Source organism: Bradyrhizobium sp. AZCC 1610 (assembly GCF_036924515.1).
In the GTDB taxonomy this organism is placed as follows: Bacteria; Pseudomonadota; Alphaproteobacteria; order Rhizobiales; family Xanthobacteraceae; genus Bradyrhizobium.
Genome location: NZ_JAZHRR010000001.1, coordinates 3,646,426 through 3,671,321, shown reverse-complemented (window position 1 = coordinate 3,671,321; position 24,896 = coordinate 3,646,426). Strand labels below are relative to the sequence as shown.

General features: G+C 63.9%; 22 protein-coding genes. 6 read left to right on the top strand and 16 right to left on the bottom strand.

The annotated features are described in order from the left end of the window. Positions 1 to 57: 57 nt before the first annotated feature. Positions 58 to 1,233 (top strand): saccharopine dehydrogenase family protein, encoded by a 1,176-nt coding sequence (locus V1279_RS18175; RefSeq protein ID WP_334438445.1) that lies wholly within the window; start codon positions 58 to 60, stop codon positions 1,231 to 1,233. A gap of 207 nt (positions 1,234 to 1,440) precedes the next feature. Here the strand turns inward: V1279_RS18175 and V1279_RS18170 are convergent, their stop codons facing one another. Both V1279_RS18170 and V1279_RS18165 read right to left on the bottom strand, forming a co-directional pair. After that, positions 1,441 to 2,415: an IS110 family transposase gene (locus V1279_RS18170; RefSeq protein ID WP_334431405.1), complete on the bottom strand. Its 975-nt coding sequence runs from the start codon at positions 2,413 to 2,415 to the stop codon at positions 1,441 to 1,443. Positions 2,416 to 2,711: 296 nt separating this feature from the next. Continuing rightward, positions 2,712 to 3,929 (bottom strand): FAD-dependent oxidoreductase, encoded by a 1,218-nt coding sequence (locus V1279_RS18165; RefSeq protein WP_334438443.1) that lies wholly within the window; start codon positions 3,927 to 3,929, stop codon positions 2,712 to 2,714. Between the two features lie 129 nt (positions 3,930 to 4,058). Between V1279_RS18165 and V1279_RS18160 the strand changes: the two genes are divergently transcribed. Beyond that, positions 4,059 to 4,589 (top strand): MarR family winged helix-turn-helix transcriptional regulator, encoded by a 531-nt coding sequence (locus V1279_RS18160; RefSeq protein ID WP_334446449.1) that lies wholly within the window; start codon positions 4,059 to 4,061, stop codon positions 4,587 to 4,589. Here V1279_RS18160 and V1279_RS18155 read toward each other — a convergent pair. The 4 genes from V1279_RS18155 to V1279_RS18140 all read right to left on the bottom strand — a co-directional run bounded on the left by V1279_RS18155 (position 4,564) and on the right by V1279_RS18140 (position 9,419). After that, a complete protein-coding gene (locus V1279_RS18155; protein WP_334438442.1) occupies positions 4,564 to 5,832 on the bottom strand; it encodes an O-antigen ligase family protein in 1,269 nt (422 codons plus the stop codon). The two genes, V1279_RS18160 and V1279_RS18155, sit on opposite strands and share 26 nt — an antisense overlap. A 142-nt stretch (positions 5,833 to 5,974) precedes the next feature. After that, the gene (locus V1279_RS18150) at positions 5,975 to 7,525 is read right to left on the bottom strand and encodes an undecaprenyl-phosphate glucose phosphotransferase (RefSeq protein ID WP_334438439.1); all 1,551 of its coding nucleotides are present in this window, start codon (positions 7,523 to 7,525) and stop codon (positions 5,975 to 5,977) included. Positions 7,526 to 7,641: 116 nt separating this feature from the next. Beyond that, positions 7,642 to 8,775, bottom strand: a complete 1,134-nt coding sequence (locus V1279_RS18145; protein ID WP_334438437.1) for a glycosyltransferase family 4 protein — start codon at positions 8,773 to 8,775, stop codon at positions 7,642 to 7,644. A gap of 2 nt (positions 8,776 to 8,777) precedes the next feature. Next, the gene (locus V1279_RS18140; RefSeq protein WP_334438435.1) at positions 8,778 to 9,419 is read right to left on the bottom strand and encodes a polysaccharide biosynthesis/export family protein; all 642 of its coding nucleotides are present in this window, start codon (positions 9,417 to 9,419) and stop codon (positions 8,778 to 8,780) included. A 182-nt stretch (positions 9,420 to 9,601) separates the two neighbouring features. On the opposite strand from V1279_RS18140, the gene V1279_RS18135 reads away from it, so the two are divergent. Then, positions 9,602 to 11,872 (top strand): GumC family protein, encoded by a 2,271-nt coding sequence (locus tag V1279_RS18135; RefSeq protein ID WP_334438434.1) that lies wholly within the window; start codon positions 9,602 to 9,604, stop codon positions 11,870 to 11,872. Between the two features lie 125 nt (positions 11,873 to 11,997). On the opposite strand, the gene V1279_RS18130 is transcribed toward V1279_RS18135, so the two are convergent. Then, positions 11,998 to 13,188, bottom strand: a complete 1,191-nt coding sequence (locus V1279_RS18130) for a GNAT family N-acetyltransferase (RefSeq protein ID WP_334438431.1) — start codon at positions 13,186 to 13,188, stop codon at positions 11,998 to 12,000. 132 nt (positions 13,189 to 13,320) lie between these two features. Between V1279_RS18130 and V1279_RS18125 the strand changes: the two genes are divergently transcribed. Then, on the top strand, positions 13,321 to 14,373 hold the full coding sequence (locus V1279_RS18125; RefSeq protein ID WP_442894789.1) for a polysaccharide deacetylase family protein: 1,053 nt from the start codon (positions 13,321 to 13,323) through the stop codon (positions 14,371 to 14,373). Here V1279_RS18125 and V1279_RS18120 read toward each other — a convergent pair. Next, complete coding sequence (locus V1279_RS18120) at positions 14,370 to 14,579, bottom strand: DUF2842 domain-containing protein (protein ID WP_334438429.1); 210 nt, start codon at positions 14,577 to 14,579, stop codon at positions 14,370 to 14,372. The genes V1279_RS18125 and V1279_RS18120 overlap by 4 nt on opposite strands. 116 nt (positions 14,580 to 14,695) lie before the next feature. Here V1279_RS18120 and V1279_RS18115 point away from each other — a divergent pair, with 116 nt between their 5' ends. Both V1279_RS18115 and V1279_RS18110 read left to right on the top strand, forming a co-directional pair. Next, entirely contained in the window at positions 14,696 to 15,787 is a 1,092-nt protein-coding gene (locus V1279_RS18115) for a COX15/CtaA family protein (protein WP_334438427.1), read from the top strand. 115 nt (positions 15,788 to 15,902) lie between these two features. Next, entirely contained in the window at positions 15,903 to 16,751 is an 849-nt protein-coding gene (locus V1279_RS18110; protein WP_334438425.1) for an FTR1 family iron permease, read from the top strand. Between the two features lie 12 nt (positions 16,752 to 16,763). Here V1279_RS18110 and nadC read toward each other — a convergent pair whose 3' ends face one another. The 8 genes from nadC to V1279_RS18070 all read right to left on the bottom strand — a co-directional run bounded on the left by nadC (position 16,764) and on the right by V1279_RS18070 (position 24,846). Next, the gene (gene nadC / locus V1279_RS18105; RefSeq protein ID WP_334438422.1) at positions 16,764 to 17,633 is read right to left on the bottom strand and encodes a carboxylating nicotinate-nucleotide diphosphorylase; all 870 of its coding nucleotides are present in this window, start codon (positions 17,631 to 17,633) and stop codon (positions 16,764 to 16,766) included. Next, complete coding sequence (locus V1279_RS18100) at positions 17,630 to 19,183, bottom strand: L-aspartate oxidase (protein WP_334438420.1); 1,554 nt, start codon at positions 19,181 to 19,183, stop codon at positions 17,630 to 17,632. The genes nadC and V1279_RS18100 overlap by 4 nt, the downstream gene beginning before the upstream one ends. Then, positions 19,180 to 20,166, bottom strand: coding sequence for a quinolinate synthase NadA (gene nadA / locus V1279_RS18095; protein WP_334438417.1), 987 nt, complete (start codon positions 20,164 to 20,166; stop codon positions 19,180 to 19,182). The genes V1279_RS18100 and nadA overlap by 4 nt, the downstream gene beginning before the upstream one ends. Before the next feature lie 54 nt (positions 20,167 to 20,220). Then, positions 20,221 to 21,177, bottom strand: coding sequence for an NUDIX hydrolase (locus V1279_RS18090; RefSeq protein WP_334438414.1), 957 nt, complete (start codon positions 21,175 to 21,177; stop codon positions 20,221 to 20,223). Positions 21,178 to 21,214: 37 nt separating this feature from the next. Continuing rightward, positions 21,215 to 21,658 carry a hypothetical protein gene (locus V1279_RS18085; RefSeq protein ID WP_334438411.1) on the bottom strand — a complete coding sequence of 148 codons (444 nt, stop codon included), beginning with the start codon at positions 21,656 to 21,658 and terminating at the stop codon, positions 21,215 to 21,217. Between the two features lie 250 nt (positions 21,659 to 21,908). Next, entirely contained in the window at positions 21,909 to 23,189 is a 1,281-nt protein-coding gene (locus V1279_RS18080; RefSeq protein WP_334438408.1) for an O-acetylhomoserine aminocarboxypropyltransferase, read from the bottom strand. 152 nt (positions 23,190 to 23,341) lie between these two features. After that, a complete protein-coding gene (locus tag V1279_RS18075) occupies positions 23,342 to 23,926 on the bottom strand; it encodes a CoA-binding protein (RefSeq protein WP_334438405.1) in 585 nt (194 codons plus the stop codon). A 95-nt stretch (positions 23,927 to 24,021) separates the two neighbouring features. Beyond that, positions 24,022 to 24,846: an enoyl-CoA hydratase gene (locus tag V1279_RS18070; RefSeq protein WP_334438401.1), complete on the bottom strand. Its 825-nt coding sequence runs from the start codon at positions 24,844 to 24,846 to the stop codon at positions 24,022 to 24,024. Positions 24,847 to 24,896 lie beyond the last annotated feature (50 nt).

Genomic DNA, 24,896 nt, shown 5'->3' with positions numbered 1-24,896 from the left:
TTCGAGCTATGGCGGACAGGTCGCTGCGCTCGCAATGACGAGAAAAAGGAATTCAATATGCCCTCGTCGAAATTCGACATTGTCGTCTATGGCGCCACCGGCTTCACCGGCCAACTCGTCGCCGAGTATCTCGCCGAACATTACAAGGGCGACGCCAATCTGAAATGGGCGATGGCCGGCCGCAGCAAGGACAAGCTTGCTTCCGTCCGTGACGAGATCGGGGCGCCGGCCGATACGCCGTTGATCGTGGCCGATTCAAGTGACGTTGCGTCGCTGAAGGCGATGGTGGAGCAGACGAAGTCGGTGATTGCGGGTGTTGGCCCATATCAGCTGTACGGAAGCGATCTAGTCGCCATCTGCGCTGCGACCGGCACCGATTATCTCGACTATTGCGGCGAGCCGATCTGGATGCGGCAAATGATCGACGCACACGAGGCGCAGGCAAAAGCGAGCGGCGCGCGGATTATGTTCTCATGTGGCTTCGACTCACTGCCGTTTGAACTTGGCGCGTTCTTCGTCCAGACGGAGGCCAAGCGGGTGTTAGGTGTGCCCGCCTCTCGCGTCAAAGGTCGGGTGCGCGATATGCGCGGCACGCTCTCCGGAGGTACTGCCGCAAGCGCCAAGGCGACGTTCGGTGCTGTCGCCAAGGACCTCAGCCTCATCTCCATCTTGAACGATCCCTTTGCGCTCACACCGGGATTTAGCGGCGCGCGACAGCCGCGCGGTAACAAGCCGGTTTACGAAGAAGATCTTCAATCCTGGGCCGCGCCTTTCATGATGGCCCTGATCAACACGCGGAACGTTCATCGCTCCAACATGCTTATGGGATTCCCGTACGGCCGCGAATTCATCTACGACGAGATGGTATTGACCGGTCCCGGCGAGCAGGGAGAAGCGAACGCCAAGCTTGTGATGGCGGCGAACAACGAAAAGACCGGCCCCAATGCCCCCAAGCCAGGCGAGGGGCCGTCGAAGGAGGCGCGCGAAAATGGCCTTTACGATTTGCTCTATGTCGCGATAGCGCCTGATGGACGCCAGGTGTGCGCGTCCGTGAAAGGCGACTGCGATCCCTACGGCTCGACGGCGAAGATGATTGCGGAATGCGCGATCTGCCTGCTGCGAGACGCTGCGGACGGCGCGCCGGGCATCTGGACGCCGGGTGCCGCCATGCAGCACAAGCTGATCACGCGACTGGTGGATCACGCGGGCTTGACGTTCACGGTAGAGAAGTAGGCTTCCGATTGTAGCAACCATTAAAGCTTCACCCGATCGCCGGTGAGGCTGACGCCGTGCTCACCGCCGTCAAGGCGTGGCCTGACGACAGCGTGGCGGTGGAGGGAGCAGAGCGACGGCCATCCTTGACGGCGTCTGCGCGCGACGTCGTCGGAGCGGCAGGTCGGGACGAAGAAACGGTGCTGCGGTCGAACCAAGAAACCGAATTCATCCGGTCCGGGCGATTACGGCGGTTGGAGGCGGTTCATCTTGCCACAGCGTGCCGCGGGCCACGACGGTGTTGACGAAGATGAGCAGCTTCCTGGCGCAGGCGATGAGGCAGCGCTTGTGTTCTTTTCCGGCGGCCTTCAGCCGCTTGTAAAGAGCGATAAGCTGCGGGTTCCAGCGAAAGGATGCCGGCAGCGCGGCGGTATAGAGCGCCCGGCGCAGCCTCTTGCGCCCGCCGTCGATGTGACGAGCGCCGACTTGCTCGCCGCTGTCATCGTCATAGGGCGCGAGCCCGGCGAGGGCTGCGGCTTGCTCGCGGCTGAGCTGGCCGATCTCGGGCATGCGCACCAGGATCGCGACTGCGGTCGGCAGCCCGGCGCCGCCGACGCTGTAGATCAGGTCGAGCCGCTGGGCGAGGTCGCGATGCTCGCGGATCGCGGCCACCAGAGCCTTGAGTTCGACCCTCGCCCGCTTGGCCAGGCGGGCGATCTCTTCCTTCCAGACCTTCTGGATACGCGGATCTCGGCAGGTCTCGAGCCGGTTCTTGTACAGTTTAATATCCTCGCCGATCTGCTCGATCAACGTCAGGTGTTCGGCAAAAGGCTGCAGCCGGGGATCGGGGGCGGGATGGATCTTCTTGACCGCAGCAGTGCAGGCCGCGATCAGCGCGGCATCGATCTTGTCGTTCTTGGCTCGCTGCAAGTGGAACTTGGCGTAGGCACGCACCTGCGCCGGCTGAAACACCACCACGACAAACCGCTTGCGTCGCAACTCGACGACGACCGCTTGTTCATAGCCGCCGCTCGCCTCGATCCCAATGCGCTTGACCTTGTGGCGCCGCAGCCACTCCAATAGCACCTTGTGACCTTCCGCCGTGTTCTCGACCTGCAACTGCTCGCAGTTGCCATCGATTGCCACGTCGAGCTTCCGTTTGCCGGTATCGATCCCGGCACAGACTGTGATACGCTTAGCCATCTTCGTCGACCCTCCCTTGTGAATGCGAACCTAAAGTTCGTTCAACCATCCGGGTCCCGATGAAGTGCCGACCGCGATCTTGCTACGACAGACAGCCCTCAAGGCTTCGGTGGGCATCGATCCGATCGATCGGCGGCCCAGCCCGGGTGGCCACCCAGGCTGGGCCATTCCTCACGGAACGACGCAAGTATAATCTGGTGCGCTAATACAAGGGTGGGCAAAGCGGAGCGTGCCCACCATCCAGCGCACGATCGTGATGGTGGGCACGGCGCAATGCGCCTGGCCACCCTGCACAGTTACGCCGCCGCCCGGCGCGACGGCTCCGCCGCGCGGGGATCATAGGCATACATCCAGTCCATTCCCTTGGCCGACAGCGGTAGCAGCAGCTTCAGCATGCGGTCGCGGATCCAGGCGCCGTTGGCGCTGAACTCGCGTTTGCTGTTGCCGTTGCGGCGGGCGAGTGCGACGACACGCTCTGCGCGTGGACGGCGTTCGGCCTCGAAGTTCTGGAAGGTCAGCGCGAGCTCCTTCCGGTGCTGCATCAGCCGGCCGAGCCGCATGGCGTCTTCGAGCGCCAGCGAAGCGCCCTGGCCGGCATGCGGGCTGGTGGCGTGCGCGGCATCGCCGATCAGAAGCGTACGCTGGCGCGACCAGGTCGGCAGGGTCGCGACATCCAGCGTCGCCGTCACCACGATATTCTCGGCCGCCTCCAGAATGCGCGGGATCGGATCGTGCCAGCCGGCATGGAAATCGAGGAGATGCCGCTTGATCGCATCCTGGCTCATGGCGCGAAATGCCGCCGCGTCGGTGCCGTGCGAAGGCTGCGTACTCCACCACATCACGCCGTTGGTCTCGTCGGAACTGCAAAGACCGTAGCCGAAGAAGCCACTTTGTCCGAACGTCGTCGCCACACGCTGGCCGATCGGCGCGTCCGAAATCACCGACCGCGGAACGAAGCCGCCGAATCCGATCAGGCCGGTGTCGAATGGCTTTGGGCCATCCGGAAGTACGTGGCTACGCACCGCGGAATGCACGCCATCGGCGCCGATCACGAAATCGCCCTCGGCGCTGGAGCCGTCGTCGAAATGCGCGACGACAGGCTTGTCTGCGCGATCCTCGATGGCGACGAGCCGCTTCTCGAACCGCAGCTCGACGTTCTCGCACCAGGCCTTGTCGATCAGCGCCTCGTTCAGGGTTGCGCGGCACATGTTCACCGCAGGCTGGCCGAAGCGCTGCCTCATGTTCCGATTGACCGAACCGAGGCGGGCGCCGGATTGCGAATGGAAATCAAAGGATTCCGCGATAGATCCGCGCCGGATCATTTCGTCGGCGAGGCCGATTTCGGCCAGCACGTGCATGCCGTTCGGCGCGATCTGCAGGCCGCCGCCGATCCCGGCGGAATAGGGCCAGGCCTCGAACAGTTCGGCATCGATGCCGGCCTTCTTCAGAAAAATCGCGGTCACCGGACCCGCGATGCCACCGCCGATGATCAGGGCCTTGGGTCGTGTGCTCATGTGCTGCCTTGCTCCATGCATCCGCGAAATGATAGGAACGTATAGTTGCTAATTATCTTAGTAACTAAGATGTATATCGACTAAGATATGGAGCTTGCCTTGTCAAGAGCGAAGGCGCGGGCTGCACTAATGCAGGAACTCGAGAACGCGCTGCGGCGCGGGTCCGCGCAGGGCACGATCTTTGGGCAAACGGTGGCCAACACGGTCGGGATTTCGGGCTCTGACCTCGAATGTCTCGACTTCCTCAATCTGGAAGGCCGGGTGACCGCAGGACGGCTGGCGGAGGTCACGGGGCTGACCACGGGGGCCATCACCGGCGTCGTCGATCGGCTGGAGAAAGCGGGTCTGGTCCGCCGCGAGCGCGATCCTGACGATCGCCGCAAGGTGTTTATCGCGACCGTCCCGGAGAACGTGGTCAGGGTCGGGCGCTTCTACGAAAACATGCAGCGGGGCATGGTCAAGCTCTGGGAGACCTATTCGGACGCCGAACTGCGGCTGCTGTTGGAATTTGCCTCGCGGAGCTACGAGACGATGCTGGCGGCGACCGAGGAACTCAAGTCGATGGTCGAAGCGCCCAAGAAAACGCAAACGTGGAAGCCAGAGCAAAAGCCTGAGAAGAGCAAGGCAAGCGGTTCTAGGAAGCCTTCGCGGGCACCATGAGCGCGGGATTGGCGCCAGCCTTCCAGCGTTCGGCTGCGACGAACATGCCCCACATCGTGCCCAGCATCAGCCAGAAATGCCGCCAGTGATCGGTGTCGATGATGAAGCTCTCGCCGACTGTGCCGAGGAAAGCTGCGAAGATCGCCAGAAAGGTCGGCTGCCAAGGCACGCGGACGAAGACGTAGCGGAAGCTCGTCAGGATAGTGACGAAGACCAGCGTCGGATAGCAGACGCCGGAGAGCCAGCCGCCCGACATGAACGCATTCAGGTAGGAATTGTGGGTGTCTTCGGGAAAGAAGCGGTTGAACTGCAATGGCCCGATGCCGAATGGTAGCCCAAGTGCCATTTCGGCGCCGAGGATATGGCGGCCGAAACGGCCGAAGCGGCCAGAGTCGTAACTCTGGTCAAAGCTGGCGCGCTGCTTGAACAGCTGCGCGATCGAATCGAACGACAGCAACACGGCCACCAGCGCCGCCGCCAGAACGACGGTGACGAACGCCATCACGATGATGCGCGAGCGCTGCGACTGCGAGCGGCTCGTCAGCACCATCAGCACGAGCATCAACGCGGAGGTCAGCACCAGCACGCCCCACGCGGCGCGTGAAAATGCCAACAGGATTGCCAGCGATATGATGCCGAAGGCGATCGCGCTGCGGAACGCCTTGCCGAACCTGTCCGAAACGACGCTTTGCAGGGCGAGCAGCGCCGGCAGGATCAGGAACGCGCCGAACACATTGGGGTCCTTGAAGGTGCCGCGGGCGCGGTCGTACAGCGTCAGCAGGTCACGCCCGCCGGGAACGAGATTGAAGTAACCCGCGATGCCGGCGAGCGCGGCAATCACGGCGCCGACGACAAGGCCGCGGCGGAGCATGTCGAGCCGCGCCGCGGTATCCTCGGAGATGACCATCGCGAAGAAGATGACCGTGACCGCCATGTACCAGGAGGTCGCGATCCAGTTCGGAACACTGGGCCGGTCCATCACCGCGACCGCGGCGATGCTGTAGCCGAGGTTGAGCAGGAACAAGAGCAACAGCAGCGGTATGAACACCAGCCGCATCCGCAACCCCGTTGCGAAGAAGACCAGCGAGGCGGCAAGCGTCGCCAGCTCATAGGGCGAAGGCTCGATGAAGACGATGGCGCCGGATGCACCGACCAGCCACACCATCGCACGCTGCAAGGCCAGCACGCCGGGCGCGGCCGTCATCGATGGTAGGGAGCCCCCGGCTGTCGCCGCATACGCCATTACGCACTCACACAACGCAACAAACTACGATACTACTATCCGCGTCATTACGAGCAGCGGAGCGACGAAGCAATCCATCTTTCCCAGCGCGACGCTATGGATTGCTTCGCTACGCTCGCAGTGACGGCGAGGTCTTCTCAACTCAGTACGCGTTCTCGCTCTTCGTCATCAACGCCAGCGGCGTCTTGAGCAGAATGTAGAGGTCAAACAGCACCGACCAGTTCTCGATGTAATAGAGATCAAACTCGACGCGCTTCTGGATCTTCTCGTCGGTATCGACTTCGCCGCGCCAGCCGCTGATCTGCGCCCAGCCGGTGATCCCCGGCTTGACGCGGTGGCGCGCGAAATAGCCGTCGACGGCCTCATCGAACAGCCGGCTCTGCAGCTTGCCTTGCACGGCATGCGGGCGGGGGCCGACCAGCGAGAGGTTGCTCTTGAACACCACGTTGAAGAGTTGCGGCAATTCGTCGAGGCTGGTCTTGCGGATGAAGCGGCCGACGCGGGTGACGCGCGGATCGTTCCGCGTCACGACCTTGGAGGCGGTCGGATCGGCCTGATGGTGGTACATCGAGCGAAACTTGAAGACGTCGATGCGCTCATTGTTGAAGCCGAATCTTTTCTGGCGGAACAGCACCGGCCCGGGGCTGTCGAGCTTGACCGCGAGCGCGACCAATCCCATCACCGGTAATGCCAGCACCAGGATCGCGAAGCCGACGACGTGATCGAACAGCCACTTCATCACCAGGTCCCAGTCGGTGATCGGCGCCTCGAACACGTCGAGGGTTGGCACCTCCCCGAGATAGGAATAGGAACGGGGACGGAAGCGCAGCTTGTTGGTATGGGCCGAAAGGCGGATATCGACCGGCAGCACCCATAGTTTCTTCAGCATCTCGAGAATGCGCGTCTCGGCCGAGATCGGCAGCGCGAACAGCACGAGGTCGATGCGGGTGCGGCGCGCCAATTCGACGATGTCGTCGACCTTGCCGAGCTTGGGACTGCCGGCGCAGGTATCCATCGCGCGGTCGTCGTTGCGGTCGTCGAACACGCCGAGCACCTTGATGTCGGAATCATCCTGGGTCTTGAGCGCCTGGACCAGCTGCTCGCCGTTCTCGTCCGCGCCCACGATGATGGTGCGGCGATCGAGCCGGCCCTGACGGGCCCAGCCGCGTACCAGTGAGCGCAAGAACACCCGCCCGGTCACCAGCGCTGCAATGCCGCTAAAGAAAAACGCCGTAAGCCAGAGCCGCGAAATTTCGCTGCCGAGCTTGACGATGAAAGATGCGCCGATGAACAGCAGGAACACGAAGGCCCAGGATGAGATCATCCGGGTCATCTGGCGAAGATGGCCGCGGAATAGCTGCACCTGGTAGATATCGGCGGCCTGGAAGCAGATCACGGCCGTTGCGGCCACGCCGAAGATCGCCGCGAGAAATTCCCAGGAAAAGCCCCTGAGGGGGACGACATAGCCGAAATAGAGCGCGATGCCGATCGCGCTCAGCATCGCAAAGTCGAGGCCGCGAACGACGCCGGCGATCACGATCGGAGAGTAGGCGCGGCCGACTTTCTGATTGGCGACGGCAAGGGCGGCGGGAGTGAGCCTGCGGCGCCGTTCGACCGGCGGGCGATCGGCGGTGGCGGCCATCGCGGCCGTTGCCGCGGAGTCGAACATCGAGCGTGCGTTAATCGGTTCCACTGGTCCACGTCCGTTCTGGAGCATGCACATAAGGAAGGTGCCTGCCGGTGCGGAATTCCCCACACCCACGGCTTACGGGACAAATCGGAAGAAACGGTTACGTTGGTAAAGAACGGTTAACGATTAGCAAACGCGTCGCGGTAGCCGGCAAAGACGCCTTCGACCATCGCCTTCTGCGAAAAATGCTGGAAGATTCGTTCGCGCAGCGATTTGGCCCGCTCGCGCGCCGCAGCCGGATCCTTCAGCGCGGTTTCGATCGCATCGGCCATGGCGACGGCGTTGCTGGGAGCGAACAAGGCATCGCCATGCGGGCCGAAAATCTCGGGGATGCCGCCGACATTGGCGGCGACCATTGGAATGCCGGCAGCCGCCGCCTCGATCACGACATAGGGCATCGAATCCCCGCGGGAGGGAACCACCAGCAGCGAGCCCTTGGAGAAGCCGTAGCGTGCCTTGACGTGGCCGATGAACCGCACGGCGTCGCCAAGGCCGAACTGCTCCACCTGGGCCTTGAGGCTTTCGCTTTCCTCGCCGTCGCCGGCGAGCGTGAGCGTCACCGGACGGCCGCCGGCGCGCAGCCTCGCCACCGCGTCGATCAGGAGGTCGGCGCCCTTGATGTGCCGGAACTCGCCGACATAGATCAGGTCGGTGGCGTCTTCGGCCTTCACGACCGCATCGAATTCGCTGGCGGTAACGCCGTTGAACACGCACCGCACCAGTCCCTTCGGCGTGCCGATGGTGCGCTGATAGGTGTCGCGCGCAAACGCGCTTTCGAACAGGAACAGGTCGGTATCGTTCATCAGCGCGCGTTCGACACGGGCATAGATGTTGCCCTTCAGTGTCGCCAGCGGATAGTGCAGCGAGCCGCCATGCGGGGTGTAGACCCGGATCCTGTCGCGGGAAGCGGTCCGCAAACGCATGTAGGCGCCGGCCTTGGCACCGTGACCGTGCAGCACGTCCGGCTTCAGTTGGCCGATCATGCGCTGGAATCGGGCCCACACCAAAAAATCGCTCGGCAGCGGCTCACGGCGAATGGCCGTGCGGTGAACGCCGAGCTTGAGACGCGGCGCGATTTCCGCCAGCGCCTGCTCGGCGCGTTCGCCGCCGGTGAGGCTGTCGGCGATGATGCCGACGTGATGGCCGCGCTCGGACTGGCCGTTGGCGAGATCGAGGATATGACGGAAGATGCCGCCGACAGGCGCGCGCGTGGCGTGCAGGATACGAAGCGGCTGACCGTCAACCAGAGGCATGATCAGAACCAGCGCTCGCCGACGAGCACGGTGTCGCCGGGGCTGAGTGGGGTGCCTGATGGCACGACGAAACGCGCCGGTCCCGACGCATCGGTGTGGGTCAGCGTGACGCGGTCGCGCCGTGCGCGTGGCGAGAAGCCGCCTGCAATGGCGACGGCACTTTCAACTGTCATGTTGGGTACATAGGGATATTGGCCCGGCGCCGCCACTTCGCCGAGGATGAAGAACGGCCGGTAGGATTCGATTTCCACGGCCACGGAGGGTTCGCGGATGAAACCGCGGCGCAGCCTCGCCGATATCTCGGCCGCAAGCCCCGCCGTGGTGCGGCCGCGCGCCGGAACTGCGCCGATCAGCGGCATCGTGATCGCGCCGCCGGCATCGATCGCATAGGTGTTGGTGAGGCCTTCCTGGCCGTAGACCACGACGCGCAGCCGGTCACCGGCATCGAGATGATAGGCCGCGTCGTGACGGACCGGCGCCGGCTCGGCATAGGCGACCGCCATCGGGGCCGGATAGGGCGTACCGTATGCCATGGAATCGGGACTGCCTTCGGATGCGCCCGCGACCGGCGCGGTCCGGCCCATGCAGCCTGCAAGCGCCAGTGCAGCAATCAGACATGGAATTGGGGCGAGCACGCCTCGCATCACGGGAATCCTGGAAAAGTATCCCGCGATTAAGGGCTTTCATGGTTAACAAAAAATGACCGAGCGCATGCGGGGCGCCGTCTCGGGGCGCAATCCGGGCAAATTAACCCAGCGGCAACCATAATGGAGTGTACTCAGCCGGGGTTCGGGCGGACCAGCAGTTGCGTCCGCGGGGGTGTGCGATGCGTTTGGCGTTCTGGGGTGCAGGCAAGGACAAGCCGGTGGTGCAGCGGGCGATGGCTAGGCCTGCGACTTCGGCTCCGAAGCCCGTCGCCGCATCCGAATCCGGCGATCTCGATCTGCAAGCGCTCGGTCATGCGCTGATGCGCAAGCGGAGCTGGATCATCGTCCCGACGGTGCTGGCGCTGGTGGCGTCGCTGGCCGCGGTCAATATGGTCACGCCCCGCTACAAGTCTGAAGCGCGCATCCTGGTCGACGGGCGCGAGAACATTTTCCTGCGGCCGAACGGGGAGCGCAACGAGGAGCGCACCGCGCTCGATGCCGAGGCCGTCACCAGCCAGGTACAACTGGTGCAGTCCCGCGATCTGGCGCACGAGATCATCAAGAAGAACAAGCTTGCCGACCGCCCGGAATTCGATCCGGTGCTGCAGGGGGTCTCGCCGCTGAAGTCATTGCTGGCCATGGTCGGTATCGGGCGCGACCCGTTTTCGCTGACGCCGGAAGAGCGCGTGCTGGAAGCCTATTACGAGCGCTTCACGGCCTATGCGGTCGACAAATCCCGCGTCATCGTCGTCGAATTCCAGTCGCGCGATCCCGAACTTGCCGCGCGTGTCGCCAACTCGATCGCGGAAGGGTACCTGGTGCTGCAGCAGGATGCGCGGCAGGATCAGGCGAAGGCCGCGGGCCAGTGGCTTTCCGGCAAGATCGACGATCTGCGCAAGAAGGTTTCGGAGGCCGAATCGCGGGTCGAGGATTTTCGCTCCAAGTCGAGCCTGTTCGTCGGCACCAACAACACCACGCTGTCCAACCAGCAGATGGGCGAGATCAACACGCAGTTGAACAATGCCCGTGCGCTGAAGTCGGATGCGGAATCCAAGGCACGGCTGATCAAGGAAATGCTCCAGAGCGGCAGGCCGATCGAGGCCTCCGAAGTGCTCAACTCGGAACTGGTCCGCCGGCTCTCCGAACAGCGGGTCACGCTGCGCGCGCAGTTGGCCGAGCAGTCGTCGACCCTGCTCGACGGCCATCCCCGCATCAAGGAACTGAGGGCGCAGCTTGCCGATATCGATCGCCAGTTGCGCGAGGAGGCGAGCAAGATCTCGCGCTCGCTCGAGAGTGACGCGCGCCTTGCCGGCGGCCGGGTCGATGGCCTGGTGGCGAGCCTCGACCAGTTGAAGAAGCAGGCTTCCTCCAACAACGGCCAGGATGTGCAGCTGCGTGCACTCGAGCGCGAAGCCAAGGCCCAGCGCGATCTGCTCGAATCCTATCTCGCCAAATACCGCGAGGCGAGCGCCCGCGAGAACATCGAGGCGGCGCCGACCGATGGTCGCGTCATCTCACGCGCCACCGTATCCAACACCCCGGCCTATCCAAAGAAGCTGCCGATCGTGCTGATCGCGACGCTGGCGACCTTGCTGCTTACTTCCGGCGCCATTGCGACCGGCGCGCTGTTGCGCATGACCGCTCCGCGGGCCACCGGTGCGGTTTCGCCGGAAGTAGAGCGCGAAATCGCGCCCGAAATCGTCATGGCTGCTCCGCCGGAGCCAGTGCGCGCTCCGGCGATCGCGCCCGAGCTTCCCGTGGCGGACCACGTTGAAGTGGATCGCGCCGCCGAGCCAATGATGAATGAGCCGCGCGCGGACGGCCCTCGCATGGATACCGCGGCGGGAATCGATGAAATCGAGCAGGTGGCGGATATCCTGGTTGGCGCAGGCGCTGAGGCGCGCAAGGTGACCGTACTCGGTACGGCAGCGAGCGAGAGCATCACGTTGACCGCGCTGACGCTGGCACGGCTGATGGCGCAGCAGGCAAAGATCGTGGTGGTCGATCTCGTGGCATCCTCGCCGATCATCACGGCGGCGTCGGTCGATCCGGTAGCACCGGGGCTTGCCGAGTTGATGCAGGGCGAGGCGTCGTTTGCGCAAATCATCACCAGGGACCGGCTGTCGCGCGTTCATCTCGTCAGCGCCGGACGCCCCGGCTTCGACCGCGCGCAGCTCCAGTCGCCGCGGTTGACGCTCGCGATCGATGCGCTGCTGCGGGTCTACGACCATGTGCTGCTGGACGCCGGTGCGGCGTCCGATCTGCCGGCCGAATTGCTGACGTCACAGGCGCAGGCAGTCGTGGTGCCCGACGCGTCAATGGCGTCGGACGCGCGCATGCTGATGTGCGATCAGCTCAAGGCGGTCGGCTTCTCCGAGGTGACGATGCTGAGCAAGCCGTGCCAAGATTCGGACTCGGTCGAGTCGGGCCCGCGCGTTGTGGCGGCGTAAATTGGCTCGTCATTTCCTGCGACAAACGCGAAGCATTTGCGCAAGGGAGCGCAGCGACGAAGCAATCCATTCTTTGCGCGGCACGATGGATTGCTTCGCTTCGCTCGCAATGACGGAGCAACTGGCTAGCTGAACGCGCTGCGCAGTTTTTGCGCCATTTCGAACAGTGCCGGATTGTGCTTCACCAGCCGCTTGGTGCGGTTGAGGCCGGACATGACGCTGGCGGCGAGCTTGCCGCGCTGGCTGAGCGCAATGAAGCTGTCGAAGATCGGCTCGTCACTTTTGCAGAACAGCCGCTTGTAGTCGTCCGATCCGATCCCGAGGTCGAGGGCGCAATAACCCTGTCCGGCATAGTGATCGATGATGTCGCGCATCAGGATCAGACCGGGGCTGTATTTCGAATTCGCCGACATCGTGTAAGTATTGAACAGCATCGAGAAGCGGTGGCCGTCGGCGACGCCGGCGAAGATCGCGATCACTTCCTCGTCGCATTCCAGCGCGTGGATATCGATGGCGTGCTTGCCGCCGGCGAGCGGCGCAGTGCAGGCGCTGCGGATGAAATCCTCGATGCCGGGATCGGCGAACACATTCGGCAGCTTCTGCTCAGCCATCCGCAACGGCTTGACGCGGAAGAACCAGTCGAGCAGCCGCGTGATGTCGGCCTGAGATGACGCCACGTGACTGCGGTAACCGGGCAGAGACTGCAGCTTGCGTTCCTTGCCCTTGAGGCGGCGCCGGAACGAATTGCTGATCAGCGCAGGGGGGGCGGCGCCGGGCTCCATCACCAATAGCGGGCAATCATTGGCGGACGGCTGATGCGGCAGCAAGGCAAGCGGATTGGGCAGATCGCGCCAGCGAACCGGTTGCTGATGCAGCGTGAGGACGTCGGCTTTGGATCGCTGCGATATCGCCGATATCAGGCCTTCGAGATCGGCTTGCGTTGCGCTTGCGGCGAAATCGCGGTCGAACAGCGCCATGTTGAAGGTGGAATGCTTGCCACCCATGAAACTGGCGCAACGCGCGCCGTAGGCGTGCCTGAGCGCGAGCGGGAGCAGCAACAGCGGACGGCGTTCCGCGTCGTAGGCGATCACGATGAAGGGAGCGAGGCCTTCGCGCTCGCCGACCTGCCGCTGCCAGGAACTGAGGAAGTCGAAGCGCTGATACGGCGTGAAGGAGGTTTGCGCACCTTCCAGGTTGCGCCAGATGCCTTCCGCTGCAGTGAGGTCATGAACGATGTCGATGCCGGCGATGCGGCTCGCCTTCGACCACGCATCGGCATCCGCCGTCCGGTCTTCAATCGCGGCAGCCATGGTCATCGCAGAGCCCGTGCTATATGAAATTGTTTACAATTTTCGGCTTTGGCCGACCCTCGCAGGGAAATGTCAACAAAGGGTAATACAATCGGTGCGCGGCGGGGGCAGCGCGACCGTGTGGTTGAGGGCGGAACGTTGACTTCGGATCTCGGAATTTGGCGGCGGGCCTCGATGGAGCTCGGCTATTTCAGCGGCTATTTCAGGCTGAAGCAGCGGGAGACCGGCGGCGCCGGTGTCATTTTGCGGTTCGAGCGCGTGCGTCCGCGCGATTCCCGCCCGTTTCAACCGAACCGATGGCGTGAAATCACGCCGCAATTTCTCGACCGGACGATCCGTGCGCTGAAGCGCTGGAACTTCGATCTGATCACGATGGACCAAGTGTGCCGGCGGGCGGTCACGCTGCCAAAGGGCAATCGATTTGCCTGCCTGACCTTCGACGGCGGCTGCAAGGACGTCATCACGCAGGCCTATCCCGTGCTGTCGAAGCACGGCGTGCCCTTCACCATCTACCTGCCCACTGCGTTTCCGGACGGGCTCGGCGAAGCCTGGTGGCTCGCGCTGGAAGACATGATCGCGCGCGAGGATCGCATCAGCCTGGTGATCGACCGCCAGGAGCGGCGTTTCGCAACCGGCAGCACGCCGGAGAAGTATGACACTTTCGAATTTCTGACGAGCTGGATGCGGACGCTGCCGCCGCCGGATCTTTCGTTCGCGATCCACGACCTCTGCACGCGCTACTCCGTCGATCTCGCGGCGCTATCGCGGGCAGCATCAATGGATTGGGACGATCTGACGAAGCTCGCCGCCGATCCGCTGGTGACGATCGGCAGCGCAACGGTGAACTATCCGGCGCTGTCCAACCTGAAAGGGGGCGACGCGCAACGCGAGATGACGATGGGCAAGGCGGTCGCCGAGGCTGCCTTGCGCTGCGCCGTCAGGCATTTCGCCTACCCGTTCGGCGATCGGCAATCCTGGCGCCGGGAGCACGTCGTGATGGGGCAGGAGGCAGGTTTCGCCAGCGCGGTATCGACGATCCCGGGGGTCGTCGAGGCGAGGGGATATACCAATCTGCACGCCCTGCCGCGGATCGCCTGGGACGGGCGGCAACGTTCGTTGCGCATGATGCGCGTGATGCTGTCCGGAATCATGTTTTCGTCGGTCAGGCCGACGAGAGACAATTGGGTCTAGGCGCGGTCGGGCCGCGACATCCAGCTGACGATCGGCATCGCTGGCAGCACCCATCCGAGCCCCGCCACGACATAGAAGATCGATTGCAGCAGGCCTGAACTGGCCAGCCACGGCGTCTGGGCGATGGTCATTCCCAAGAGCGACCACACCACGACCAGCACCAGCAGGGCGATAGTTCCGAAGAGTTTGCGGGTGCGTATCGTCATGGCGGATATGAGCCTTGTGGCGGGTTGCGCGCGGGAAGGGGCGGACTATAAGGGGCGCGCCAATTCAATCAAGCGCGCCTTCGGGGCGAGCCAAGACGTGTTTTAAGACGGGTTTTATGATCGGTAGTTCCGCACAGCAGGCCCCGCATGCCGGCGCCATCAGATGGTGGCTGATCGTGGTCGCCGGGCTGATCGCGGTCATGGTGCTGGTCGGCGGTGCCACGCGGCTGACGGAATCCGGATTGTCGATCGTCGAGTGGAAGCCGGTCACCGGCACGCTGCCGCCGCTCAACGAGGCGCAGTGGGTGCAGGCGTTCGAGGGCTACAAGGCCATCCCACAATATCGCGAACTCAACGCCGGCATGAGCCTCTCGGAGTTCAAGACCATCTTTTGGTGGGAATGGAGCCACCGCCTGCTCGGGCGCGTGATCGGCGCGGTCTATCTGCTGCCGTTCCTGTACTTCCTGTGGCGCGGCGCGTTGGGCGCTGAGCTGAAGCGGCGGCTATGGCTGATCTTCGCCCTCGGCGCGCTGCAGGGCGCGGTCGGTTGGTGGATGGTCGCCTCCGGCCTCACCCAACGGACCGAGGTGTCCCAGTATCGGCTGGCGACGCATCTGGTGCTGGCCCTGATCATTTTTGCGTCGATCATCTGGACGCTGCGGCGGATGACCGCGCGTCCGCAGCCCGTTGTCCCCGTGCGGCTGAAGGTCTCTGGCGTGGCTTTGCTCGCCCTGACTTTCGTCCAGCTTTATTTCGGCGCGCTGGTCGCGGGCCTGCGGGCGGGCAGGGTGTACAACACCTGGCCGGAGATCGACGGCGCCTTCATTCCCTCGGCGGCGCGGCTGTGGTTCGAGGAGCCGTGGTGGCGCAATCTGTTCGACAACACGCTCACCGTGCAGTTCGAGCACCGCATGACCGCCTATGCGCTGCTGATCCTGGCGGTAGTTCATGCCATCGACGCCATGCGGTCGCGGGCCGGCGCGGCCGTAACCGGCGGCGCGTGGTCGCTGGTGGCGGCGATCATTCTGCAGGCTGCGCTCGGCATCCTCACGCTGCTGCATCAGGTGCCGATCGATCTGGCGCTGGCGCATCAAGCCACAGCGATCGTGGTGCTGACGCTTGCGGTCTTGCACACCGAACGCCTGGTTGCACGCCGCGTCGAGGACGACCGGCCGAAACTGGTTCTGCCGCTCGGGCAACCCGGCTGAAATTGAGCAATTCTAATCTGCCGGCATTCCGGGAAGTGCCCGATTTGCAGGGGTTTCTTGTTGCACGACGCCCTTGACGCGTTTGTGTGGGGCCGCACCGCTTTACTTGGATGGTTTGGGCGATAAAACGAAACAAAAACAGGTTCGTTTCATGTCGTCAGCATTCATCCAGGCCGCCGTCATTTTGCTCCGTGAGGGGCTCGAAGCCATGCTCGTGATCGCAGCGCTCGCGGGCTATCTGACCAAAGCCGGGGCGGGTCATCGCATTCAGGCGCTGTATGGCGGCGCGCTCGTCGCCGTTGGGGCAAGCTTCGTTGCAGCCTGGTTGTTTGCGGTGCTGAACTCCGGCGACCACAGCGACGTTCTGGAAGGCATTATCATTTTGGTTGCCGCTGCCCTGATGCTCTACGTCAGCGGCTGGCTGATGGTGAAGCAGGATCCGCGCGGCTGGCAGGAATATCTCGCCCAGAAGGCGGACCAGGCGCTGTCGCAGGACACGGTATGGGCGGTCGGCGCGCTGGCCTTTCTTGCGGTGTTCCGCGAGGGCGCCGAAACCGTGCTGTTCATCAACGCACTGGCGAGTACTGAAGGCGGCTGGAGCGCCGGCCTGTTCGCCGGCCTTGCCGCCGCGACGGCAGCCCTTGCCGTGCTGTTCTATTTCATCAACCTGATTGCGCGAAAGCTTCCGCTGCGACCGTTGTTCATTGTCACCTCGGCATTCCTGTTCGTGATGGCGATCAAGTTTATCGGCGAGGCGGTGCAGGAGTTCCAGGAACAGGCGATCATCACGGTCACCGAGGTCAAGGGCTCGGCGTTCCTGAGCGCGATCGGCTTAAATCCATCCATGGAGGCGCTGTCGATCCAAGGCCTGGTGATCCTGTTTGCGCTAGCGACCTATTCGGTGGTCCAGCGCAACAACCGCCTGATGCGCGAGGATAAGGCCGCCATGCGCGCGGCAGAGTAACCCGCGCCGCAGCTAAGCTGCCTTCCGATTGAGTCCGAGATAGTCGAGCCCAATATCGAGCGCGGCGGAGCTGTGGGTCAGCCAGCCCGCGGAAATCAGGTCGACGCCGGTGGCGGCGATCGCTTTGGCGGTCTCGGCGGTGATGCGGCCGGAAGCTTCCGTGATGGCCCGGCCGTCCGTCATCGCCACCGCCTGCCGCAGTTCCTCGACCGTCATGTTGTCGAGCAGCACGGCATCCACGCCGATCGCGAGGGCCTGTTCGAGCTGCGACAGGGTATCGACCTCGATCTCGATCTTGACGAGATGGCCGGCATGCGCTTTCGCGCGCTCCACTGCGGTACGGACGTCGCCGGCCAGCGCAATGTGGTTGTCCTTGATCAGAATGGCGTCGTCGAGGCCGAAGCGGTGATTGCTGCCGCCACCGGCGCGGACTGCGTATTTTTCCAGCGTGCGCAATCCGGGCGTGGTCTTGCGGGTGCAGACGATGCGCGCCTTGGTGCCTTGCGCAGCCGACACCAGCGAGGCCGTTGCAGTGGCCACGCCGCTGAGATGGCACAGAAAATTCAGCGCCGTCCGTTCACCGGTCAATAGCCCGCGCGCCGGCCCCTCGATGGCGGCGATCGCATCTCCCGGCGCCACCATGCTGCCGTCAGGCCGCTCGGCGGTGAGTCGGATGGCAGGATTCACGAGCTGAAATGCACAGCCCGCGATGTCGAGCCCGGCAACGACGCCGGGCTGGCGCGCGCGCAGCACCAGCGAGGCGTTCCTGTCGGCCGCAACGATCGCATCCGCCGTGATGTCGCCGGCGCGTCCGAGGTCTTCGAGCAGGGCGGTTCGAACCAGCGGCTCGTACATGACAGGCAGAAGTGGGGCTAGTGTCACGGCTGGACGCTCCCGACTGACAAAGATCCGGATTCAACAACGTTGCGGGCGACTTCGAGCGCTTCCGCAAGCGAGATGGAAGACGGCATGGCCGAGGGCAGGGTCTCAGGGTAGTCGTTGCGGTAGTGCCCGCCGCGGCTTTCCTCACGCCGCCAGGCGGCGACCGCGATCATCAATCCCACCAGCGCGGGATCGGAAGCCGCACTTCTGCCGCTGGCGATCGGATAGAGGCTGCGGATCGCGCGTTCGATGCCGTGCCGGTCGCGCAGCACGCCGAGGCCTTGCGACAGGATCGGCCGCGCGGCGGAAGGATCGGACGCGGGCGCAAGCGTGTTGACCGCGTGCGCTTTCAGCGAGCCGCGGCTTGCGCCCTTGACGCTTTCCGCAACCCATTGCGCACAGACGATGGCTTCCATCAGCGAATTGCTGGCGAGCCGGTTGGCGCCATGCAGCCCGGTGCGACTGACTTCGCCGCAGGCCCACAGGCCGTCCACGGTGCTGCGTCCCTCGATATCCACCGATATCCCGCCCATGTGGTAGTGCACCGCCGGCCTCACCGGAATCGGATCGGTCGCGGGATCGATTCCGGCCATTTTGCAGAACGCAGAGATGATGGGATAACGCTTGGCAAAGTCCTGTCCCGGATGTTTCCGTGCATCGAGGAAGACGCGATGTCCCTCCGCGCGGCGGCGCCAGACCGCACGTGCGACGATGTCGCGGGCCGCAAGCTCGGCACCAGGCTGGTCTGCCATGAAGCGTTGCCCGGTGTCGTCGATCAGGATCGCGCCGTCGCCGCGCACGGCTTCGGTGACCAGCGGCATCGGACGCGACGGCCCGTCGAAGGCGGTCGGGTGAAACTGGATGAACTCGAGATCGGAGAGCAGCGCGCCGGCGCGTGCCGCGAGCGCAAGCCCCTGACCGAAGCAACCGGCCGGGTTGGTACTGTCCAAAAACAGGCCGCCGATTCCACCCGTCGCGATCACGACGCGACTGGTGCCGATCACCAGCGGACCGTGCGCATTTACCGCGAGTACGCCCTTGATGGCATTGTCCTCGACGATCAGGCTGCGCGCCTCGAAGCCTTCAAGCAGGGTAATCGACGGGCAGCGGCGCACCGCTGCGATCAGGGCGCGCATGATCTCGCGCCCTGTGCCGTCGCCGGTGGCGTGCACAATCCGGTTGCGGCCGTGCGCGGCTTCCAGGCCGAGCCGCCAGCCGCCGTCTGCCCGCCGGTCGAAGGCGACGCCAAGTCTGGCGAGATGCTCGACAGCCGCGGGGGCCGCGTGGACGATGCGGCTCGCGACGGCTTCATCGCAAAGGCCAGCGCCCGCGGTGAGCGTGTCGGCCAAATGCAGGACGGGGTCGTCATCCCCGCCCATCGCCGCGGCAAGGCCGCCTTGCGCCCACAGGCTCGACGCTTCCGCGCCAAGCGGCGCCTTCGACAGCAGCAACACCGGTTCCGGCGCCAACTGGAGCGCGGTCATCAATCCGGCTGCGCCGCCGCCGATGATAACGGGACGGTTGTTGAGCGCTGAAATCTCCGTGCTCATATCGCCAACATCCTTTCGACGGCACGCCGGGCGGGTGCCGCGATCGCGGGATCGATCGTCACCTCGTGCCGGCCGGTCTCCAGCGCTTGGCGGATGTTCTTCAGCGTGATCCGCTTCATGTGCGGGCACAGATTGCAGGGCCGGATGAACTCGACGTCGGGATGGAGCACCGAGACGTTGTCGCTCATCGAGCATTCCGTCAGCAGCACGACCCTGGGCGGCCGCTGCTTGCCGACGAAGTCCGACATCGCGGCCGTCGAGCCGGAGAAATCGGCTTCCGCGACCACTTCGGGCGGGCACTCCGGATGCGCCAGGATGGTCACGTCAGGGTGATTTTCGCGCAGTTGCCGGACGTCCGACGCGGTGAACAGCTCGTGCACCTCGCAATGGCCTTTCCATGCGATGATCTTGACGTTCGTCTGCGTGGCGATGTTCTGCGCGAGATATTCATCAGGCAGCATGATCACACGCTCGGCGCCGAACGACTCCACGACCTTGAGCGCATTGCCCGAGGTGCAGCAGATATCGGATTCCGCCTTCACCGCCGTCGAGGTGTTGACATAGGTGACGATGGGAACGCCGGGATAGCGCTGCCGCATCAGCCGCACGTCCTGCGCGGTGATGGAGTCGGCGAGCGAACAGCCGGCCGCGAGGTCGGGGATCAGCACCGTCTTTTCCGGATTCAACAGCTTGGCCGTCTCGGCCATGAAGTGCACGCCGGCCAGCACGATGATGTCGGCATCGACCTTGGTGGCTTCGCGCGCCAGCAGCAGGCTGTCGCCGACGATGTCGGCGACGCCGTGGAAGATTTCAGGCGTCTGGTAGTTATGCGCGAGGACGACGGCGTTGCGGCTTCGCTTCAGTTCGAGGATGGCGTCGACGTCCTCGGCGAAGGTGGCCCATTCCGGCGGCGGGATGACCCGCCTGACCCGGTCGTAAAGCTCTGCGGAACGGGCGAGTGCGGTGGAGCTGAGGCTGGCCATTTATACTCTCCTTGAGTATATCTTGGCTTATACTTATCCTGAGCATAATCGATGTCAAGTGCGCGATAGCGGGAGCTTGGTGCCGCCGACCGCCCGTTCCGCCAGCACGGCATGGCGGAACCGAAACAGTTTGGCGGGGCGGCCCACAGTGTCGGCGGCGATTGCGCCAGTTTCCTCAACGAGTTGCTGCTGCTCGATCAGGCGGCGAAAATTCTGCTTGTGCACCAGACGGCCTGCAAGCGCCTCAACGCTGCGTTGCAGCTGCAGCAGGGTGAATTCCGCCGGCATCAGTTCGAACACCACGGGACGGTATTTGATCTTGGCGCGCAGCCTCGCGATCCCGGTCGCGAGAATGCGGCGATGATCTCCGGTCATTTGCCTGCCAGGAATGACGGTAGTGGCATCTGCCCCGTCACGGACCGCTTCCGGTATCAAGCCGGCCTCGTAGAGCAACTCGTAGCGCTGCAGCACCAGCTCCTCGTTCCATTCGCGGTCGTCGAGGCCAAACGTGATGGCGGCGCGCTGCCAGCGTTCACGCTGCAGGCCTGCGGTGGCTGCTGTTTTCGACCACGCCCGAAGCCGGGATGCCAATGTCTTCGCCAGTGTAGCGGGAAGACCGGACCGCTGATCCTCCCATGGAAAGTAATCGTACCAGCCGGACCAATGCGCCTCAAAACCCGCGCCGACCTTGTCTTCGCGGGTCAGGCCCAGATAGCTGATCGAGATCGAATGCGGCGATTTTGCATCTCCGGCCCGTCCGCGATCGGCAAAGGTGTAGAGCTGTTCGACATAGCCGAGCGGATGGCCGGTCTGCGCCTCGACCCATGCCCGCAATCCCGTCTGCAGCGAACGGTGCGCAAATTCGAACGGGCCGCTCGGCAGCGCGCTGGCGTTGGCGATGGTCATGATCTTGGGCTCGCCGTCGGTGACGGCGACAAGGACGGCGACCAGGTCCGCCGTGATCGCATTGGCAGCGCCCGTTTTGCTGGCTTTCTGCGGTGCCCCTGCCACGTCGGTCGTCCGTCTCCGTTGTTTGGCTAATGCGCGTTTAGCAATATCCGTATACGCCGCAAGCATACGGCAGGCGGTTCCAATAGGGACCATAGGAGGGGCCGCCGTAATAGGCACCGTCATAGCTGTAGGAATGGCTGGTTCCGTAATAGCCGGGCAGCGTCGATGAACCCGGCAGTAGTGGCGTGCCGTAGACGCGCGGCGCATAGGGCACGACGCCCACCGGCGTGAACAGCACGTCGGGATCCTCTTCCTCGACCACCAACGTGCGGCCGCGCCGCACGTAAAGCGGCGCTGCGGCCGGGGCGACCGTGGTCCGGTACTTGTAATGGGCGCGGGGCAGGCCGGGCGGCAATTTGCCGGCAGCGCCAACCGCGGCGTTTTTGGGCGCGGCGCGCTTGGGAGCAGGGGTGTCGTCGGCGGCCGCAGCGATTCCGACCGCGAAAGTCGCGACCAAAAATGTCATCATCCAGCGCAGCATCGTTTGCTCCGAATCATCGAGGGCGGCTCAGCGCCACTTTATGCCGGAATGAGCGTTAACGAGAGGCTTGTGATTTCGGAAGCATTGCGGCTCGGGGAGAAGCGGCCAGCGGCGGTCTTCATCGTCATGACCGGGCTTGTCCCGGCCATCCACGTCTTACTTCAGCGGCGTTCAAGAACGTGGATGCCTGGGACAAGCCCGGGCATGATGAGGTTGTAGTCACCGTCCTAGCAATGACGGTCGAGGGCCCTTACGCCGTCAGCGCTTGCTCCAGATCCGCGATCAGATCTTCCTTGTCCTCGATTCCGATCGACAGGCGTACGACATCGGGTGCGGCGCCGGACCTCACCTTGGCGGCGTCGTCGAGCTGGCTGTGCGTGGTCGATGCCGGGTGAATCACCAGCGAACGGGTGTCGCCGACATTGGCCAGATGCGAGAACAGTTTCAGGTTCGACACCAGGTTGACGCCGGCGTCGTAGCCGCCCCTCAGGCTGAAGGTGAACACCGCACCGGCGCCCTTCGGCGCGTATTTGCGCGCCAGCTTGTTGTACTTGTCGCTGGCGAGGCCGGCATAGTTCACCGACGCCACGGCGGAATGTCCGGCTAGAAATTCCGCGACCGCCTTGGCATTTTCGCAATGCTTCTGCATGCGCAGCGGCAGCGTCTCGATTCCGGTCAGGATCATGAAGGCGTTGAACGGCGAAATCGCCGGGCCGAGGTCGCGCAATCCAAGCACGCGGCAGGCGATCGCGAAGGCGAAATTGCCGAAGGTCTCCTGGATTCTGATGCCGTGATATTCCGGCCGCGGCTCGTTGAGCATCGGATATTTGTTGTCCTTCGACCAGTCGAAGGTGCCGCCGTCGACGATGATGCCGCCGAGCGAATTGCCGTGGCCGCCGAGAAACTTCGTCAGCGAGTGTACGACGATGTCGGCGCCATGGTCGATCGGGCGGATCAGGTACGGCGTCGCCAGCGTGTTGTCGACGATCAGCGGCACGCCGGCCCTGCGGGCCACTTCCGCAATCGCCTCGATGTCGGTGATGCTGCCGGCGGGGTTGGCGATCGATTCGATGAAGATCGCCTTGGTGCGCGGCGTCACCGCGCGCTCGAAACTGCCGATGTCGTCGGGATCGGCCCACGCCACGTTCCAGCCAAAACTCTTGAATGCATGCGTGAACTGGTTGATCGAGCCGCCGTAGAGTTTTCGCGCGGCGATGAACTCGTCGCCCGGCATCATCAATTGCTGCAGCACGACGACCTGCGCCGCGTGTCCCGAGGCGACCGCAAGCGCCGCGGTGCCGCCTTCCAGCGCCGCAATGCGCTCTTCCAGAACCGCGGTGGTCGGGTTGCCGATGCGGGTATAGATGTTGCCGAACGCCTGCAGCCCGAACAGCGAGGCGGCATGGTCGGCATCGTTGAACACAAAGGACGTGGTTTGATAGATCGGCGTCACCCGCGCGCCGGTGGTAGGATCGGGCTGCGCACCGGCATGCACGGCAAGGGTCGAAAATCCCGGGAGACGATCGGTCATTCTTTACGTCCTGTTCTTTGGCTTGCTCGAAAATGCGTGGGCGATGCTGATGGCAGCCACGTCCGCCGTCAAGGCGAGGCTTCACATCTGGCGGATTGGAAACGGGTCTGCTTCGTCAGGCCGCGTCTTCGAAATAATTGTTTCTTGTTTCTTCACGTCGGCTCGCTTTTGTTCTTTGCCGCGCGATCCGACGCGGCGGTTGCGCCGCCGCCGACGCTCGTCCGGTTGAGCGAGAGCCGCATGCCCTGTGTCGGGATCGGCGCGCGCTTCGAACTCAGCGTGCGCGAATTGACTCCCATCCATGAAATTTCCGACGACAGCCGTCCATACTCGATCTTCGGGCAGCGGTTCATCACCACCTTGAGGCCGGCGGCTTCGGCCTTCGCGGCAGCCGCGTCGTGGCGCGCGCCGAGCTGCATCCAAATTACCTTCGGCGGCGGCGACAGTGTCAGGGCCTCGTCAACAACAGGCATGATGTGGCTGGAATTGCGGAAGATGTCGATCATGTCGACGGGACGGCCGATATCCGACAGCGAGGCGACGAAGGGTTTTCCGAGCAGGTGTTTTCCGACATGGCCGGGATTGACCGGAATCATGTCGTAGCCGCGCTGCGCCAGATATTTGAAGGCGAAGTAGCTCGGTCGCACGTTGACTGGCGACGCGCCGACCATCGCGATCGACTTCACGCCGTTGAGGGTACTGCGGATGTAATCGTCGTCGTAGGCGTCGTGGTTCATCTGTATCCTCTTGCGTCATTGCGAGGAGCGAAGCGACGAAGCAATCCATTCTTTCTGCGCGTGGCGCCATGGATTGCTTCGCTCGCAATGACGGATCACTTATCCTGCCACTTCGGTTCACGCTTCTCGATGAAGGCGCCGATGCCTTCCTCGGCGTCGCGCGCCATCATGTTCTCGGTCATCACTTCCGCCGTATAGCGATAGGCGTCGGCAAGGCTCATTTCGGCCTGCCGATAGAACGCCTCCTTGCCAAGCTTGACGGTATAGGCGGACTTGAGCGCGACCTTCTGCGCCAGCGCGATCGCCGCATCGCGTTCGGTGCCGGCGGCGACGACGCGGTTGACGAGGCCGATATTCTTCGCCGTCACAGCCGAGATCGGCTCGCCCGTGAGCAGCATCTCCATCGCCTGCTTGCGCGGGATGTTGCGCGACAGCGCCACCATGGGCGTCGAACAGAACAGGCCGATATCGACGCCGGGAGTGGCGAAGCCTGCGGCCTCGGAGGCGACCGCGAGATCGCAGCTCGCCACGAGCTGGCAGCCGGCGGCCGTCGCGACGCCCTGCACGGCGGCGACGACAGGCTTCGGCAGATGCACGACAGCCTGCATCATCGCGCTGCAGGCGTTCATGATCTGCCCAAAATAGGCGCGGCCACGATCGGAATCGCTGCGGCGGGCGGTCAGTTCCTTCATGTCGTGGCCTGCGGAGAAGGCCGGGCCGTTGGCCGCGATGACGACGGCGCGGACGCTGTTGTCGTCATGGATTTGCTTCAGCGCGCCGTGCAGCTCGGCGATCAGACCCTCCGACAGGCTGTTGCGCGCCGCCGGCCGGTTGAGGGTGAGCAGGCGGATGCTGCCGACGTTTTCCTGCAGCAGGATCGGAGGTTGCGGTGTGGGTGCGCGAGCGGTCTGGGCGGGCATTTCTGAGGTTTCCACTCCGAGATTTTTATTTGGGCTTTGATGACAACCTA

Excerpts from the sequence above, each read along its gene's own strand:
- V1279_RS18175 (WP_334438445.1), top strand. The coding sequence starts at position 58 with ATGCCCTCGTCGAAATTCGACATTGTCGTCTATGGCGCCACCGGCTTC.
- V1279_RS18170 (WP_334431405.1), bottom strand. The coding sequence starts at position 2,415 with ATGGCTAAGCGTATCACAGTCTGTGCCGGGATCGATACCGGCAAACGG.
- V1279_RS18165 (WP_334438443.1), bottom strand. The coding sequence starts at position 3,929 with ATGAGCACACGACCCAAGGCCCTGATCATCGGCGGTGGCATCGCGGGT.
- V1279_RS18160 (WP_334446449.1), top strand. The coding sequence starts at position 4,059 with ATGCAGGAACTCGAGAACGCGCTGCGGCGCGGGTCCGCGCAGGGCACG.
- V1279_RS18155 (WP_334438442.1), bottom strand. The coding sequence starts at position 5,832 with ATGGCGTATGCGGCGACAGCCGGGGGCTCCCTACCATCGATGACGGCC.
- V1279_RS18145 (WP_334438437.1), bottom strand. The coding sequence starts at position 8,775 with ATGCCTCTGGTTGACGGTCAGCCGCTTCGTATCCTGCACGCCACGCGC.
- V1279_RS18140 (WP_334438435.1), bottom strand. The coding sequence starts at position 9,419 with ATGCGAGGCGTGCTCGCCCCAATTCCATGTCTGATTGCTGCACTGGCG.
- V1279_RS18135 (WP_334438434.1), top strand. The coding sequence starts at position 9,602 with ATGCGTTTGGCGTTCTGGGGTGCAGGCAAGGACAAGCCGGTGGTGCAG.
- V1279_RS18130 (WP_334438431.1), bottom strand. The coding sequence starts at position 13,188 with ATGACCATGGCTGCCGCGATTGAAGACCGGACGGCGGATGCCGATGCG.
- V1279_RS18120 (WP_334438429.1), bottom strand. The coding sequence starts at position 14,579 with ATGACGATACGCACCCGCAAACTCTTCGGAACTATCGCCCTGCTGGTG.
- V1279_RS18115 (WP_334438427.1), top strand. The coding sequence starts at position 14,696 with ATGATCGGTAGTTCCGCACAGCAGGCCCCGCATGCCGGCGCCATCAGA.
- V1279_RS18100 (WP_334438420.1), bottom strand. The coding sequence starts at position 19,183 with ATGAGCACGGAGATTTCAGCGCTCAACAACCGTCCCGTTATCATCGGC.
- nadA (WP_334438417.1), bottom strand. The coding sequence starts at position 20,166 with ATGGCCAGCCTCAGCTCCACCGCACTCGCCCGTTCCGCAGAGCTTTAC.
- V1279_RS18085 (WP_334438411.1), bottom strand. The coding sequence starts at position 21,658 with ATGCTGCGCTGGATGATGACATTTTTGGTCGCGACTTTCGCGGTCGGA.
- V1279_RS18080 (WP_334438408.1), bottom strand. The coding sequence starts at position 23,189 with ATGACCGATCGTCTCCCGGGATTTTCGACCCTTGCCGTGCATGCCGGT.
- V1279_RS18075 (WP_334438405.1), bottom strand. The coding sequence starts at position 23,926 with ATGAACCACGACGCCTACGACGACGATTACATCCGCAGTACCCTCAAC.
- V1279_RS18070 (WP_334438401.1), bottom strand. The coding sequence starts at position 24,846 with ATGCCCGCCCAGACCGCTCGCGCACCCACACCGCAACCTCCGATCCTG.